Genomic DNA, 14,872 nt, shown 5'->3' with positions numbered 1-14,872 from the left:
TCTCACAGTTCGTTGTTACTAGGCTAATGCAACCTCTGTGAGACCTCCACGCTTAAGGTGCACGCTCTTTCTCTCCATATATCCGCCACATTTACTCTGCTACTACAAAAGTGATAGTTATTAGACTTCGTTGCTCTTGGCCAACTTATCTCTCGTAGCCTAGCCTTATATGTGATTTCTGTCCGTCGGACCAGAGATTTGCTTACAGCTTCCTTCAGATTCCACCTCACGATGGACACCCTTGCTGTTCGGCTATACACTTCCCACTATCTGGGCGTGTTCGGGACTTGCACCCGTTAGAGCGCGCCCATGGCGCGCAAACCAAGAAAGAATTTCGCATGCGAAATTCTCGCGCCGTTGCAAGATGTCCGGGGGACATCTGCTTTGCAACGACCGAAGTGGAACGTAGACGCGGTTGCAGAATGCAACATATTCCATTCGCGCGAGTGCGCATCCACGCGGAGCGTTTTAATATCATAGGAAAGCAATTTCCTATGATATTAAAAAGCGCTCAACCTTTGTAGTTAAGCGCTTATCATCTTATGGCTTGCCCGTCCTTCCTTCTGCCTTACCATATGTAATCCAGTGCTGATATAGCTGTTCCGGAGTACGTATCCCTGCTGCCAGAAGATCAGGATATCTATGTGCATAATATGCCGCATCAAAGTCCGGCGCAAAAACCTTGGGAGTCGGAATTAAAGCTTTAGGAACTACATAAGTCTGACTGCCTACCCTTCCCTCTGCCTTACCATATGTGATCCAGTGCTGATATAACTGTTCCGCAGTACGCAGTCCTGCCGCCAAAAGATCAGGGTATCTATGCGCATAATATGCCGCATCAAAGTCCGGATCTGCAATAGCTTCAGTACCTTGAGCAAGATTTTTATAGTTAATAGCATGTGCATCCATGCTTTTTACAGCAAAAGGTCCGAAAAATATTGCAGTCGCCATGATAAATGTAAATAATTGTTTTTTCATTTCTATTACTCCCTCCATTCGTTATCCCCAAATATATTATATATATTCTCACCGACTTGGTCATATTTACCTGACACTTTAAATATATCATTTTCAATGGGCAAAAGCACGAAAAAAGCGCTCAACATCGTGTTAAGCGCTTACAATGAGACACGTGGGAATCGAACCCAGTTAATCTTTTTTTAAGAAATACAGTAAGGAAGGAGGTTCCCGCACATCGGTTGTGTCTTAAGGTAATCAATTTGGTAATCAATCCATACTAAGTTTTTGCTCTATCTCTTCTGGCGAAGGAAGCAGATTTGACAACTCATATTCGGATATTCCTATTGGCTCATTTGAAGTACTTACAGAATATTTCGCAAGAATATTATTCTTACTCTTACATATAATTAATCCGATTGTCTTGTTATCTCCTTCTCTCCTTATTAAATCATCAGCTATTGCAACATAAGTCGCTGTTTGGCCTATATCGCTGGATTTAAATGCTTTTACCTTTACTTCAACGACAACATAACAGTGTAGCCATAAGTGGTAAAACAAAAGATCGATATATTCCTCCGTTCCATCTATTGGTAACGGATACTCCCTTCCCACGAAAGCAAACCCTTTACCCAATTCCAGAAGAAATTTAATAACATTTTCTACCAATGCATCTTTTAATTGCTTTTCATCATAATCTTCCCGGATTGCAAGAAAATCAAAATTATATGGATCTTTTGTCATTTCTTGAGCAAGATCACTCTGTGGTGCAGGTAAAGCATACTCAAAATTCGATATTACTTTTCCCTGTCTTGCAAATAAATCAGTATCCAAAAAGTTTTCTAGAACTGCTCTGGACCAGTTGTTTTGGATTGTTTTTCTTACAAAGAAACTTGCTTTTTCGCTATCACCCTTGCATCGATCTATAATTACTCGATGATGCCCCCACGGAACGCCAAACAATTCATCCAAAGATAATTCTCCCACAAGTTGTGGGAAATTGTTGTCTTTCGCTTTTCCCACAACTTGTGGAAAATTTGTTGTGGTTAATTAACCTTTGATAGCTCTTTTCTTTTGTGGTGATATATAATCTGTTTTTTTCCTTTATCTTGTAGCCATAACAGCCAATATGACTAAAAGCAGCTCATATAATCAAATTTAACCCCTTAGAGCTCTTTATTACAGTTATGCTCTAAGGGGTTTATAATACCTTAAATCATCATTATTTAGCCTTCTGCTATTGTTTTTTATTAGTCTCTATTCACTCTAACAGTTTGCTTTTTCTTTCCTTTTGGCTCTAATAGATTGTTTATAGGTACTATATCATCATAGCCTTTCTTCAGATCAGCTCCAAACAAATTAACATAATGTCTTGTCATTTCAAGTTGGGAATGACCTAATATCCTTTGCAATCTAAATATATCGCCACCATTAAGCACATACATCTTTGCAAACGTATGTCTTAAAGCATGCGCGCTTGTCTTATCTACTCCTCTCTTGATGTTGTAATCGTATAAAGCAGATTGTAAAGCCTTTGTAGTTAATTGTTCATCTTCTATATTACAAAATAGGTATTTATCATCACTTGCATTTGTTCTACATTTCTTAATATATGTTCTTAGTGTTCGTTTCAATCCGCTTGCCAATGGTATATAAGATGATTTTTTGTTCTTTTGTTCTCTTATAATGATTTCATCTCTGCCAAAATGAACATCACCCATCTTTATATTAACAATGGTCTCTATGCGATTTCCTGTCGCTAATATCCAATTGACAATAGCCCATGTTCGCCATTCAACAAAAGAAGCGTTTCTTTGTGGTTCAGCTATCAGCAGCTTCACCTCTTCTTCTGAATATGTTTCTATTATTGCTTCTTGTCCTTTAACCATCTTAATATCAACTTTTTCATTGATATAGCCTTCTATATAGCACCAATTTACAAACGTTCTTAAATCTCTTAAATAATGGTTAATTGAAGCAAGATGTAGATTTTCAGGCTTTTGAAGATAATTCATGTAATGAAGCACCATACCTTTGTCTATTTCTTTAGTGCTCATTTCTTCATCAAAGCAAAAGAAGAATTTTTTAAAACTGTTATTATAGCTTTCTATTGTTTGGATAGACCTACCTTCTGCCCTCTTTTCAGAAATAAAGTTCTCCATCAACTCTTTAACTGAATACTCTTCATCTTGCTTTACTTTCAGACGCTTACTCATTTTACTTTCTCCTCGATTAGTGTAGTCAAGCAGCATAATCAAGCGCCCTTAATTTAGACTACTTGATTATTCCACGTTTACGCACATAATCAAGTAAAGAAAAAAAACGCTGAAAGCCTTGTACTTTCAACGTTTTTGCAAAAGTAAATGAGACACGTGGGAATCGAACCCACGACAACTTGATTAAAAGTCAAGTGCTCTACCAACTGAGCTAGTATCTCATATATATGAACTGCCTCAGCAGTGATATATCAAAAAACTGGGCTAGCGGGATTCGAACCCACGAGTGCAGCAGTCAAAGTGCTGTGCCTTACCGCTTGGCGATAGCCCATCATACACAGCAAGATGTGCTTTACTAAAATAATAACTCAGATTAAAAACATAATCTAGAAGTTATCGCCCTAAAATAAAAAAGGGTGGATAGTGGGACTCGAACCCACGGTCTCCAGAACCACAATCTGGCGCGCTAACCAACTGCGCCATACCCACCATACACTCAGATCTATTATTTAAATCTGAAAATGTGCCCGAAGGGATTCGAACCCCCGACCCACGGCTTAGAAGGCCGTTGCTCTATCCAGCTGAGCTACGGACACATTTATCGCAATCTCGCGGCGACATTTATAAAGTATAAAGTAGAGTCATGATAATGTCAATAAAAAAAATATTATTTTTTACTTTTTTTATTCCAAAGCCCTACAATGCCACAGAACACGGGGATTTGCGGTTTTTTATTTTCTTCATTATTATACTAAATATTTGCCGTTCTGAACACAAAATTCATTATTTAATTAAGAATATTTACATGAATATTGTGTGCGGGTTTATTGTCTGAGATAATGATTTAGTGTCTAAAATATCTAAACGGAGAAAAGTATGGGGAACATTTTTAAGGATAAAGCTTTCTATAATAAGTTAATTCGTCTCACATTACCAATAGCATTCCAAAGCCTTATGCTGGCTGCAGTGGCTGCTGCCGATGCAGTAATGCTGGGCAGAATTGAACAAAATCAGATGGCCGCCGTATCGCTGGCAACGCAGATTCAGTTCGTCCAGAACATGGTACTGACCGCCGCCACAGCCGCAGGCGCCATCCTCGGTGCGCAGTATTACGGCAGAAAGGATACGGATACGATCAATAAGGTCTTTGGCATGATGGTCAGAGTTGTGGGCATTGTTTCCATACTTACTGCTGCCGGATGTCTCCTGATTCCTGAGCTTCTTATGAACATTTTCGCTCACGATCCGGAGCTCATAAGGATTGGCGCATCATATCTGAGGATCGCAGGATGGTCATATTTCCTGACAGGAATCTGTGAGTGCTACCTAGTAATAATGAGAGTAACAAACCACGTCAATCGAAGCGCTCTCATCAGCACCTGCGCTGTTGTGATAAATATCATCCTGAATTCAGTATTCATTTTCGGACTGTTTGGAATTCCTGCCATGGGCGCAAACGGAGCTGCTCTTGCGACTCTTATCTCACGAATTATAGAACTTGCCTGGGCTGTCACTTCTGCCCACCAGAAGGGCTTTTTACATCCAAACTACCGCTACATATTTACATTCTTTGCCAGTCTTGAAAAGGACTTTATAAAAATCGCTCTTCCGCTCCTTGGAGGCGGTCTTTTCTGGGGTGTGGGCTTTACCTCTTACACCGCAATAATGGGGCATCTCGGAGCAGATGCTGCCGCTGCCAATTCTGTAGCTGCCGTGGTCAGAGACCTGTTCTGCTGCATGTGTAACGGTATAAGCAGCGCAGGCGGAATCATGGTAGGTAATGAGCTTGGTGCAGGAAAACTGGATAAGGGAAAGGAATACGGTATAAGGCTTGCAAAAATCTCGTATGTTATAGGATTTTTGAGCACCGCCCTGGTTCTGCTCGTAACCTTCCCGGTTGTGAATTTTATGAAGCTTACTCCTTCAGCCAAAAGCCTCCTCACAGGAATGATGGTCGTTATGGCCTTCTATATGATAGGAAGATGTGTTAACACCGTAATTATAAACGGCATCTTTTCCGCCGGCGGCGATACTCTGTTTGACGTTTACAGTCTTGCCGTGTGCATGTGGTGCCTGGCGATCCCCACAGCACTTTTAGGTGCCTTCGTTTTTCATTGGCCGATCGTTGCGGTATATGCCTGCACATGTCTCGATGAGGTAGGAAAAATTCCGTGGGTCATGTATCACTTCCAAAAATATAAGTGGGTCAAGGACCTTACAAGAAAGGCTTAGCGAATCAACGCTAAGCCCTTTTTCTTTACATTATTAAAATTCTTTCTTTTCCATGATTCGTGCACTGATCATATATGACACGAAGGTTACTATAATGCATGCGATTACCAAAGCAAGCAAAATTGAATACCCCGGAAGCCCTTGTAATGTATTAAACAGCCCTACTAAAGGCTTAACCACATCAATCGGAAGCGTTTTCACCCCGTAAATTAAAACAGCACAAATTCCAAATATACCAAACAGAACTAGTCTGCTTTTTTCAGAACCGTACTTAAACTGGAGCGGGATAATTATCCCTACCACCATGTAAATTGAAGGAATAGCAGCTGTCGCCATAATCAGATCGTCGGCAAGACCTGCTCCGCCGTGTCGTGAAATAGTTATTGCAATATTCACCACCGCACCAAAGCACCACGCAGCCACAGTCATTATCAGGCTGAACAGGTATTTTTCCTTCACATAGGTTTTCCTACCAAAGGGCAGTGTCATCAAAAAAGCAAAGCCATTGTCGAATTCGTCATAGCTGATTGTTCCTATCGCAGCTATCATAGCAAGCATCGTCAGATAGGTTATAACAAATGTTCCATCCATGGAAATCCCCATAACAACGGCCATGGCAAGGAAGATGAAAAGTGTCTGCTTTCTGATCAGTGTAAGTCGTATATCCTTTTCAATGAGACCACGCATCTTATTCACCTCCAGTCATCATCAAAATCAAGTCGTCAATGTTACTGTTTTCAATAACAATGTCCGGATAATTATCTGTATAAAACTGCTTTTCATTTGTAAAGCACACATCCCCAAAATGATCCTTCTTTGTGCTGAGAATATAGGATTTATCGAGCTTTTCGTAGTCATCCTCACTCACCTTGAGAATTGCATAATTGCTCAATATCTTGTCAGTATCCTCGTGAAGAACGATCTTGCCGTTATGTATCAGATAAATGTCGTCGCACAAGCCTTCCAGATCGGAGGATATATGTGACGTCAGTAAAATTGAACACTTTTCATTATCAATAAGATACTGTCTCAGCATATCAAGGATGTCGTTTCTCGCCTCCACGTCAAGTCCGGCAGTGGGCTCGTCCATTATAAGCAGGTCAGCCTTGTGACTGATCGCAACCAGTACGCGGAGCTTTGCTTTCATACCTGTTGAAAAGTCCTTGATTTTCTTATCCAGCGGAAGCCCCTGTGAAGAGCAGCTTTTCCTGAAAAAGTCCTCATCAAATGTGGAATACATCTTTTTCAGAATGCATATCACATCCTTTACGCTGAGATAGGCGCTAAATCCTGAGTCCGAAAGTGCAACTCCGATTGAAGTCTTCTCACTTCCGGTGAGCTCTGACGCTTCCTTACCATTTATGGTAACGTGTCCGCCATCAGGCTTTACCAGTCCAAGTATTGATTTTATCGTGGTGCTTTTTCCTGCACCGTTTTTCCCAACAATTCCTGTAACAGTCCCATCCGGAATTTCTAAAGAAACATCAAGCCGGAAGTCACCGTAGTTTTTTACAAGATTATCTACCTTAACCATCAGTTTTCCTCCAAAATGATCTGTACGATCTCAAGTATATCCTCATTGGTGAGCCCAACCGCTCTCGCGTTTTCAACCGCAGCAGCGAAGTCATCCTCCACTGTCTTCCTCCTGGCTTCCATAGCAAGCTGTTTATCGGTTGCGGCAACATATGTGCCCTTCCCGTGAACAGTGATTACAAAGCCCTCTTCTTCCAACTTGTCATAGGCCTTTTTGACAGTCAGCGCACTTATTCGCAGCTCAGCTGAAAGTGCTCTTACAGATGGAAGTGCCTCATTTTCCGCGAGCTCTCCGCTTATGATATTGTTTTTCACCTGATTCATAAGCTGTTCGTATATAGGCACCATTGAGGTATTGTTCAAAATGATATGCATATCTTCATCCTCCACAAACAGCATATAACAGTATATAACTGTTGTCAACTGTTATATACTGTTTACTTAAAAATTTTTTTAGTTTTTCTGCTTCATGGCATAAAAACACCGACCCTCCAGCAGTCAGCCCGTGATCTGACTAGTTGGAAGGTCGGTTCATTAAACTATTTTTATTTGGTTTTCAGCTGCAGTTCTGAGATGTCTCAAGGATTGCCCTTACTCTTATTAGTTGTATTTGCAAACTGCTCTGCTGCCCTTATATCGGCTGATCTTGTAATCTATACCCTGACTTATGGTGCTCTTTATATAGCAGTCCATGACGTCCTTATAACCGCGTTTTCCGTCCTTTTCATAATGAGATATAAGCGACATAAACTCATCATCCACATACTCTATATAAAGAACTTCTTCGTCCTCTGTCTTTACCAAAATGTACTCTGTGTTTCCGTCAGTGGTTATTCTGGTGTACTCGAAGTCCTCACTCTCAAGGAAGCTTGTCATATCCTCGATTGTGCCAAGCATAGCTTCTGTAGCCTGATCGATGGTGTCACCGGTTTTGCTCTCTGAAAATGCATCCTGCTCGATGGAGATGTCAAGATCAAGCTCAGACATATCCTCACCTGTATCTTCAGCTGCTTCATCACTGGTCATCTCGAGTTTAGCAGTCTCGCCAAATGACATCTCTGCTTCGGATGATTCGGGTATTTCAGGTGCTGCTTCTTCTATGGATATATCGATATCTGCTTCAGGTGCCATTTCTTCTGCAGATATTTCAGCTTCCGCTTCAGGTGCCATTTCTTCCGCAGCTATTTCAGTTTCTGCTTCAGGTGCCATTTCTTCCGCAGCTATTTCAGCTTCTGCTTCAGGTGCCATTTCTTCCGCAGCTATTTCAGCTTCCATCTCAGGAATTGATATTTCTTCGGTGACGATATCCGCTACTTCCTCACCGCCCATATCTTCTTCACTAAGCAGCATATCCGATTCGGGTATCTCCACATCAGGAAGATCCAGGTCAAGCTCAGGTTCTTCGATCTGAATATCATCTGTAAACTCTTCCTCAGAAGGTGCTTCCACTTCGATAGGAGCATCAAGAATCGCGCGCTCTTCCTCCAAGGAAATCTCAGGTGCGGGCTCTTCCGGGATAGGTGCTTCCTCAAGTGCGGGAGCTTCTTCCATTGCTGGAATTTCTTCAGCGGCAGGCGCTGCTTCTTCCACTACTGGTATTTCTTCAACTTCAGGAGCAGCTTCTTCCATTACTGGCATTTCCTCAACCGCAGGGGCAGCCTCTTCCATTATGGGCATTTCCTCTGCTACAGGTACTGCCTCTTCCACTACAGGGATTTCTTCAGCGGCAGGCGCTGCTTCTTCCACTACTGGTATTTCCTCAGCCACAGGCGCTGCTTCTGCCGCAGGAGTTTCCTCAACTGCAGGAACTGCCTCTTCTACTACTGGTATCTCTTCAGCTACTGTCGCTGCTTCTTCCACTACGGGTATTTCCTCAGCCACAGGCGCTGCTTCTGCCGCAGGAGTTTCCTCAACCACAGGTACTTCCTCTGCTGCAGGTGCTGCCTCTTCTACTACTGCTATCTCTTCAGCTACTGTCGCTGCTTCTTCCACTACAGGTATTTCCTCAGCCACAGGTGCTGCTTCTGCCGCGGGTATTTCCTCTACTACAGGCGCTGCTTCTGCCACAAGTATTTCTTCAACCGCAGGTGCTGCCTCTTCTACTACGGGGATTTCCTCTGCTAAAGGCGCTGTCTCTTCTACTACTGGTATTTCTTCAACTACAGGTGCGGCTTCTGCCACAGGAACTTCTTCTGCTACTGTCGCTGTTTCTTCCACTACAGGAGATTCCTCTGCTACTGGTGCGGCTTCTTCCACTACAGGTATTTCCTCAGCCACAGGTGCTGCTTCTGCCGCAGGTGCTTCCTCAGCTACAGGCGCTACTTCTTCTACTACTGGTATCTCTTCAGCTATTGTTGCTGCTTCTTCTACTGTAGGTATTTCCTCAACTGCCGGAGCCGCTTCTGCCACAGGAACTTCCTCGACTACTGGAGCAGCTTCTTCTACCACAGGAACTTCTTCTGCTACTACAGGTATCTCTTCAGCTACTGTCGCTGCTTCTTCTACTGCAGGCACTTCCTCAACTGCAGGCGCTGCTTCTGCTACTACTGGTATCTCTTCAGCTATTGTCGCTGCTTCTTCTACTGCAGGCACTTCCTCAACTGCAGGCGCTTCTTCTACTACCGGAGCTTCTTCAGCCACTGTCGCTGCTTCTTCCACTACAGGAGCTTCCTCAGCTGTAGGCGCTGCCTCTGCTACTACTGGTATCTCTTCAGCTACTGTCGCTGCTTCTTCCACTACAGGCACTTCCTCAACCACAGGTGCTGGTTCTTCTGCTACTGCCGGCACTTCCTCAGCTACAGGTGCTGGTTCTGCCGCAGGTGCTTCCTCTACTGATGGAGCCGCCTCTGCCACAGGAGCTTCCTCTACTGCCGGAGCTGCCTCTGCCACAGGCGCTTCCTCTGCTACAGGTGCAGCCTCAACTACTGGTGCTGCTTCTTCCACTACAGGCACTTCCTCAACTACAGGCGCTGCTTCTGCCACAGGAACTTCCTCGACTACTGGAGCAGCTTCTTCTACTACTGGTATCTCTTCAGCCACTGTTGCTTCTGACACAGGTGCTTCCTCTACTGCCAGAGCCGCTTCTGCCACAGGAACTTCCTCAGCTACTGTCGCTGCTTCTTCTACTACAGGAATTTCCTCAACCGCAGGTGCTGCTTCTGCTGCCGCTGCCATGGCGGCTGCCTCAGCTGCTACCGCAGCTTCCTTAGCCTCGAAAGCTGCAACTTCCTCAGCAAACGCAATTTTCTCTAAATTCTTATCTACATCAGCTGCTGTAGCCACAGCCTCAGGAGCCTGCTCAGCTGTTGCTGGTGTAGCCTTTTTTCTTGTAGCTCTGGGTTCCTTTTCAGGCACGGGAGCCTGTTCCTGTTCATTTGTATTTCCCATAATCAATCTCCTTTGAGAAGAACCAATAACCCTACATATATATTATCTTTTAAACTTACTCAAATGAGAAATTAACTTCTTATAAAAATACTAAATTCTTTGTTATCAATCGATTATCACATTTTTCCTATAACTGGTTCACCACTCAGCTTTAAAAATTATCGTAATTTCGTTTGTGTTAAGTCTATTCATTCATCTCCTAACCTTTAGACTTACTTTTTCCTCTTGAAATATTTCCAAAAGGTTCTATCAAGTAAAAAATATGCAGAAAAATTACGCCGATTGCCCTGACTAGATCACTTCCGGTTGAACACCCATCAAAAAATGAGTTGTATTTCGTAATCCCTTACGTCAATCCAGCACATGTTAGACCACCTGGTTGAAAACCACCCTGGAACATCCAAAAAACAGCCAAAAAAGCAGCAAAATTCCAGCTGCAAAAATCAGCTGCAAAAATCAGCAAAATCCTCCAAAAAGCCAGTCGCAAAAAGCCAGCAAAAATCCACCAAAAAAGCCAGCAAAATCTAACAAAATGCCAGTCGCAAAAAGCCTCCAAAAATCCACTAATCGAGCGCATAATTCAGCCCATCCCCCCAGAGCCACAGATCAAAGAGAAATGTGCATAAAAAAGACACCCTTCAATCGAAGAGTGCCTTAAAACCACTACCACAAAACAGCAACCATTTATCCAGTTACATTCATAATAATCCAGTGTCAGTAGTACCAAGCTACCAATAATAGCAATACACTCACATCACTTAAAACAAATCCAGATATTTAAGCTCAAATGATAATTCTCCCTCATCATCGATCGTGATGACAATATATGAAGGCTTTCTGCCTTCCTGTCTGGGATATGAGAGACTGCCGGGATTAAACACGTACATGCCATCAATCTCTGCGGCGATAGGTCTGTGGGTGTGCCCATAAATGACTACATCTGCGCCTCTGGCAAAGGCTTCACGCTGGACTTCATCACTGCCCATGTTCACAAGATATCTGTGACCATGTGTCACGAAAAATGTGTGAGGCCAGACTTCAAAAACCTGCTCGTCAGGAAGATTGCAGAAGAAATCATTATTGCCTCTTACAATGCGCATGGGTGCACCTGCAAGCTGCTGCATCTGTGTTTCACTTCCTTCTGTATCTCCGCAGTGGATAATAAGATTTACCGGGCTTTCCTTTTCAACAACCCTATAAAAATTCTCATCCTTTCTATGAGTATCACTAACAACCAAAATCTTATGCATATAAAGTTCCTGTCTACTTCTATATTTTTGCCTGCCATAAACACTTATGGCAGATAATCCAATCAGCCCTTAAGCTTCTTTGCCATAAGTCTGAGTGCCTTGCCTCTGTGGCTGATGGCGTTCTTCTCTTCAGGTGAAATCTCAGCTGAGGTCTTTCCATATTCAGGCAGGAAGAAAATCGGATCATAGCCAAAACCATTCTCACCTGCTATCTCGTGACCGATAATGCCTTCCATTGTAGCCTTCACAACATATTCTCTGCCGTCAGCAAGTACAGCACTGATAGCACAAACGAATCTTGCTGTGCGCTTTTCATCCGGTACCCCTTCAAGCTTCTCAAGGATCTGCTTGTTCTTCTCAGAGTAGGGTGTATCGTGTCCAAGGAAACGAGCTGAATATATGCCGGGTGCCTTATCAAGAAAATCAATCTCAAGACCTGAATCATCTGCCATAACGCAGTAATCAGTCATGCCCTTTTCCTTACAAACCTCAGCGACAGCTCTTGCCTTGATCATCGAATTCTCTTCAAAGGTGCTTCCGTCCTCAACGATATCGAGGTCGATCCCCTCATCCTTCATTGAATTTATTTCGGAAGTAAGATCACCCATGATCTCCCTGATCTCTCTCATCTTGTTGTTGTTACCTGTGGCAAAAATAATCTTCATGAATTCTCTCCGTATCGTTTTTTATTGTTGTTCAAGATTAGTCTCATTAAAAGCGGCTATGATTCCATCAGCCACACCCTGTGAGCACTTTTCTATATAACTGCTTTTCTCCAGCTTATCATGATCAACTCTGTTGTTAAGATTCCCGATCGTAACAAATGCTGAAGGAACAACAGATGCCTGCAATTCCTCATTGTCGGTAGCTGCCGCCAGCCCGAGAGCCTTATACTCGGTAGCAGACACAACTCCCATCTCAAGCTTATCAGCCAGCTGAATATTACCGAAACCTCTTATGAAAAACTTATCATTGTAATAAGTTCTGATTCCCGATTCACTCTCAACCGTCTCATCTATTCCCAGCTGAATAAAGTAATCTGCATGAGAATCTGCAAGCAGAGTTTTAAGCTCCTCTGCATTTAACCTTCTCTCATCAAGTGTGGTGTAGTAGATCTTAATATCCGCTTTATCATTTAGATAATTACGAATATACGGTATCATCTCAAGGCCGATCTCATCAACAGGATCGATCACAACCACATTTTCATAGTCGTCAGAAGGCTCCTTAAAGCTGACCACAATCTCTCTGTCACCCATAGATGTCTCATTTTCATAAAGTCCATCCAGCTGAAAAGTAAGTCGTACAAGCCCCTTCTCATTAAGTGGTGTAAAGGTGCCCTGCTGAACACATTCGAGATCTGTTATTACCGCATTTTTGCTGTAAAAATCTGCACTTTTTCCATCTATATATAATACAAACTGATGTTGTCCATGCTTTTCTTCAAGGGTGATCCTGTCAGAATTAACACCGCCCTCAAGCGGAATGACAAGTGTGCCCTGTCCCTTGTCACCGGTCGGCGCGCTCACCTCAAGCAGATACTCCTTGCCATCCACTTCCTTATAAAAGCTGGCATTTTCTGCCGCAGCGATGATTACGCTTTTAGTGACAGTCCTGAAAAACATGACGCCCAGCGATATCAGGACAAAAATCCCCGTCAATATCGCTGTGAATCTAAGTCTTTTTTCAATCATTGCTCAAAATTCCTTCTAGGCGGCTTGGGACCCATGTATTGATAAAAATAGGTCTTGATCATACCGTTATAAATCTTACGGTTCTTGTCCGCCTTCTTACCTATATCACGTTCTGCCTTTTCATAAGCCGTGATGAGATACATGGACCATGAATCCAGTGCCTTGTATCTCGCGCCCAGAGTCTTATAGAGCTCCGGAAGCTCCTTCATCTCTCCGATTCTCTCGCCGTAGGGAGGGTTCGTCACGATGAAGCCGTATTTCTTCCTGTGACTAAGCTCTGCCACCGGTCTCGCCTGAAAATGGATCAACTTCTCAACGCCGGCCTTCTCGGCATTTATTCTCGCAATATCAATTACCTCAGGGTCGATGTCATAGCCCTGAATATCAACATCTATGCCGTGGTTAATCTCCTCGGCGCACTCCTCCCTGACATCCTTCCAGTTCATGGGAGTGATGATATGTGACCATTTTTCAGCTGTAAAATGTCTGTGCATTCCGGGTGCGATATTGGCCGCGATCATAGCAGCTTCGATAGGGAAGGTTCCACTTCCGCAGAAGGGATCGACAAGTATCCTGTCAGGTCTCCAGGGTGTCAGCATCAAAAGTGCTGCCGCCAGGTTCTCTGCTATGGGTGCCTTCGCCTCCAGCTTCCTGTAGCCTCTCTTGTGCAGCGATTCACCTGTGGTATCAAGGGCTACTGTGACTTCGTCCTTCATCAGGAAAACTCGGACAGGGAAAATTTCTCCCGTCTCCTCAAATCTACGGATACCATATATGTCACTTAATCTGTCAACCATGGCCTTTTTCATTATGGACTGGATATCTGAGGGGCTAAAAAGCTTACTCTTTACACTGCTGGCTTTCTTAACCCAGAATTTACCGTCCTTGGGAATGAACTGTTCCCAGGGAAGCGCCTTGGTTCCCTGATAGAGCTCCTCAAAGGTGATGGCCTTAAAAGAACCTACCTTAATAAGAACTCTCTCTGCAGTTCTGAGTCCGATATTCGCGCGCACCACCGCATCAGGATCTCCGATGAAGGTAACTCTTCCGTCAGCAACCTCGCGAATCTCATATCCCAGTTTTATTATTTCTTTTTTCAATACTGACTCCAGCCCGAAATGGCAGGGAGCTATCAAATCAAATCTCTGCATGGTTTTCCTTCTATTAATTTGTGTCAATACAATCCGTTTTATTTTACCACATACAAAAAAATAAAAAAATTTTTTTAGACTATAAAGTCCAAAGCACTTTTGTCGATATATATATTGCAGAACAAAAAGGACAATCTCCTTTTCTTAATGACCGGTATGGCGTCCCCACCCATGCCGGTCTCCTCCCATTAATGGGGTAAAATGAGGACCGAAAAAGTTTTTATAAAATTTTTATATTTTTCGCTTGACTTATATTCATTCAATGTTATAATTATTTTCGTTGCACAACTTTTGTAGTGCGTATGTGTGTGTAGCTCAGCTGGATAGAGCGTCTGGCTACGGACCAGAAGGTCGAGGGTTCGAATCCTTTCACACACGTCGATTAAAAAAGAGAGATAAGACTTTTAGTCTTGTCTCTCTTTTTTGTTCGAGTCCGGTCGGACTCGAACGGG

13 protein-coding genes and 5 tRNA genes are annotated in these 14,872 nt (G+C 43.1%); 2 read left to right on the top strand and 16 right to left on the bottom strand.

What is annotated here, in order from left to right:
- Positions 1 to 540: 540 nt before the first annotated feature.
- The 7 genes from G601_RS0108905 to G601_RS0108875 form a co-directional block, all read right to left on the bottom strand.
- Entirely contained in the window at positions 541 to 978 is a 438-nt protein-coding gene (locus G601_RS0108905; RefSeq protein ID WP_155829419.1) for a hypothetical protein, read from the bottom strand.
- A gap of 249 nt (positions 979 to 1,227) precedes the next feature.
- Complete coding sequence (locus tag G601_RS22620; RefSeq protein WP_330368823.1) at positions 1,228 to 1,944, bottom strand: PDDEXK nuclease domain-containing protein; 717 nt, start codon at positions 1,942 to 1,944, stop codon at positions 1,228 to 1,230.
- 263 nt (positions 1,945 to 2,207) lie between these two features.
- The gene (locus G601_RS0108895; RefSeq protein ID WP_026665119.1) at positions 2,208 to 3,173 is read right to left on the bottom strand and encodes a tyrosine-type recombinase/integrase; all 966 of its coding nucleotides are present in this window, start codon (positions 3,171 to 3,173) and stop codon (positions 2,208 to 2,210) included.
- Positions 3,174 to 3,321: 148 nt separating this feature from the next.
- Positions 3,322 to 3,394: transfer RNA gene (locus G601_RS0108890), tRNA-Lys, on the bottom strand.
- Positions 3,395 to 3,432: 38 nt separating this feature from the next.
- Positions 3,433 to 3,504, bottom strand: a tRNA-Gln gene (locus tag G601_RS0108885).
- 84 nt (positions 3,505 to 3,588) lie between these two features.
- A tRNA-His gene (locus tag G601_RS0108880) sits at positions 3,589 to 3,662 on the bottom strand.
- A 33-nt stretch (positions 3,663 to 3,695) separates the two neighbouring features.
- Positions 3,696 to 3,769, bottom strand: a tRNA-Arg gene (locus tag G601_RS0108875).
- Positions 3,770 to 4,049: 280 nt separating this feature from the next.
- Here G601_RS0108875 and G601_RS0108870 point away from each other — a divergent pair.
- A complete protein-coding gene (locus tag G601_RS0108870; protein WP_026665118.1) occupies positions 4,050 to 5,405 on the top strand; it encodes an MATE family efflux transporter in 1,356 nt (451 codons plus the stop codon).
- Between the two features lie 33 nt (positions 5,406 to 5,438).
- On the opposite strand, the gene G601_RS0108865 is transcribed toward G601_RS0108870, so the two are convergent.
- The 9 genes from G601_RS0108865 to G601_RS0108825 all read right to left on the bottom strand — a co-directional run bounded on the left by G601_RS0108865 (position 5,439) and on the right by G601_RS0108825 (position 14,420).
- Positions 5,439 to 6,092 carry an ABC-2 transporter permease gene (locus G601_RS0108865; RefSeq protein WP_026665117.1) on the bottom strand — a complete coding sequence of 218 codons (654 nt, stop codon included), beginning with the start codon at positions 6,090 to 6,092 and terminating at the stop codon, positions 5,439 to 5,441.
- A 1-nt stretch (position 6,093) separates the two neighbouring features.
- Positions 6,094 to 6,939 carry an ABC transporter ATP-binding protein gene (locus G601_RS0108860; protein ID WP_026665116.1) on the bottom strand — a complete coding sequence of 282 codons (846 nt, stop codon included), beginning with the start codon at positions 6,937 to 6,939 and terminating at the stop codon, positions 6,094 to 6,096.
- Complete coding sequence (locus G601_RS0108855) at positions 6,939 to 7,313, bottom strand: GntR family transcriptional regulator (RefSeq protein ID WP_026665115.1); 375 nt, start codon at positions 7,311 to 7,313, stop codon at positions 6,939 to 6,941. Before G601_RS0108855 ends, G601_RS0108860 begins: the two co-directional genes overlap by 1 nt.
- A 225-nt stretch (positions 7,314 to 7,538) precedes the next feature.
- Positions 7,539 to 10,325, bottom strand: coding sequence for a hypothetical protein (locus tag G601_RS26095; RefSeq protein ID WP_026665114.1), 2,787 nt, complete (start codon positions 10,323 to 10,325; stop codon positions 7,539 to 7,541).
- 346 nt (positions 10,326 to 10,671) lie between these two features.
- Positions 10,672 to 10,902, bottom strand: coding sequence for a hypothetical protein (locus tag G601_RS0108845; protein WP_026665113.1), 231 nt, complete (start codon positions 10,900 to 10,902; stop codon positions 10,672 to 10,674).
- Positions 10,903 to 11,083: 181 nt separating this feature from the next.
- Entirely contained in the window at positions 11,084 to 11,575 is a 492-nt protein-coding gene (locus G601_RS0108840; RefSeq protein WP_026491221.1) for a metallophosphoesterase family protein, read from the bottom strand.
- Between the two features lie 62 nt (positions 11,576 to 11,637).
- Positions 11,638 to 12,240 carry an RdgB/HAM1 family non-canonical purine NTP pyrophosphatase gene (gene rdgB / locus G601_RS0108835; protein ID WP_026491222.1) on the bottom strand — a complete coding sequence of 201 codons (603 nt, stop codon included), beginning with the start codon at positions 12,238 to 12,240 and terminating at the stop codon, positions 11,638 to 11,640.
- Positions 12,241 to 12,261: 21 nt separating this feature from the next.
- Positions 12,262 to 13,269, bottom strand: coding sequence for an N-acetylmuramoyl-L-alanine amidase (locus G601_RS0108830; protein ID WP_026665112.1), 1,008 nt, complete (start codon positions 13,267 to 13,269; stop codon positions 12,262 to 12,264).
- Positions 13,266 to 14,420 (bottom strand): THUMP domain-containing class I SAM-dependent RNA methyltransferase, encoded by a 1,155-nt coding sequence (locus G601_RS0108825; protein ID WP_026491224.1) that lies wholly within the window; start codon positions 14,418 to 14,420, stop codon positions 13,266 to 13,268. Before G601_RS0108825 ends, G601_RS0108830 begins: the two co-directional genes overlap by 4 nt.
- 304 nt (positions 14,421 to 14,724) lie before the next feature.
- Here G601_RS0108825 and G601_RS0108815 point away from each other — a divergent pair.
- Positions 14,725 to 14,798 (top strand) — tRNA-Arg (locus G601_RS0108815).
- The last annotated feature ends 74 nt before the right edge of the window (positions 14,799 to 14,872 follow it).

The sequence above is a fragment of the Butyrivibrio sp. FC2001 genome, from assembly GCF_000424125.1.
Taxonomy (GTDB): Bacteria; Bacillota; Clostridia; order Lachnospirales; family Lachnospiraceae; genus Butyrivibrio.
The sequence above is the reverse complement of the archived record's forward strand: the minus strand, read 5'-3'. Positions and strand labels throughout refer to the sequence as shown.

What these genes read in the sequence shown, in the direction of transcription:
- rdgB (WP_026491222.1), bottom strand. Translation starts at nt 12,240, where the DNA reads ATGAAGATTATTTTTGCCACAGGTAACAACAACAAGATGAGAGAGATC.
- G601_RS0108825 (WP_026491224.1), bottom strand. Translation starts at nt 14,420, where the DNA reads ATGCAGAGATTTGATTTGATAGCTCCCTGCCATTTCGGGCTGGAGTCA.
- G601_RS0108895 (WP_026665119.1), bottom strand. Translation starts at nt 3,173, where the DNA reads ATGAGTAAGCGTCTGAAAGTAAAGCAAGATGAAGAGTATTCAGTTAAA.
- G601_RS0108860 (WP_026665116.1), bottom strand. Translation starts at nt 6,939, where the DNA reads ATGGTTAAGGTAGATAATCTTGTAAAAAACTACGGTGACTTCCGGCTT.
- G601_RS0108905 (WP_155829419.1), bottom strand. Translation starts at nt 978, where the DNA reads ATGAAAAAACAATTATTTACATTTATCATGGCGACTGCAATATTTTTC.
- G601_RS26095 (WP_026665114.1), bottom strand. Translation starts at nt 10,325, where the DNA reads ATGGGAAATACAAATGAACAGGAACAGGCTCCCGTGCCTGAAAAGGAA.
- G601_RS0108830 (WP_026665112.1), bottom strand. Translation starts at nt 13,269, where the DNA reads ATGATTGAAAAAAGACTTAGATTCACAGCGATATTGACGGGGATTTTT.
- G601_RS0108845 (WP_026665113.1), bottom strand. Translation starts at nt 10,902, where the DNA reads ATGCGCTCGATTAGTGGATTTTTGGAGGCTTTTTGCGACTGGCATTTT.
- G601_RS0108855 (WP_026665115.1), bottom strand. Translation starts at nt 7,313, where the DNA reads ATGCATATCATTTTGAACAATACCTCAATGGTGCCTATATACGAACAG.
- G601_RS0108840 (WP_026491221.1), bottom strand. Translation starts at nt 11,575, where the DNA reads ATGCATAAGATTTTGGTTGTTAGTGATACTCATAGAAAGGATGAGAAT.
- G601_RS0108865 (WP_026665117.1), bottom strand. Translation starts at nt 6,092, where the DNA reads ATGCGTGGTCTCATTGAAAAGGATATACGACTTACACTGATCAGAAAG.
- G601_RS0108870 (WP_026665118.1), top strand. Translation starts at nt 4,050, where the DNA reads ATGGGGAACATTTTTAAGGATAAAGCTTTCTATAATAAGTTAATTCGT.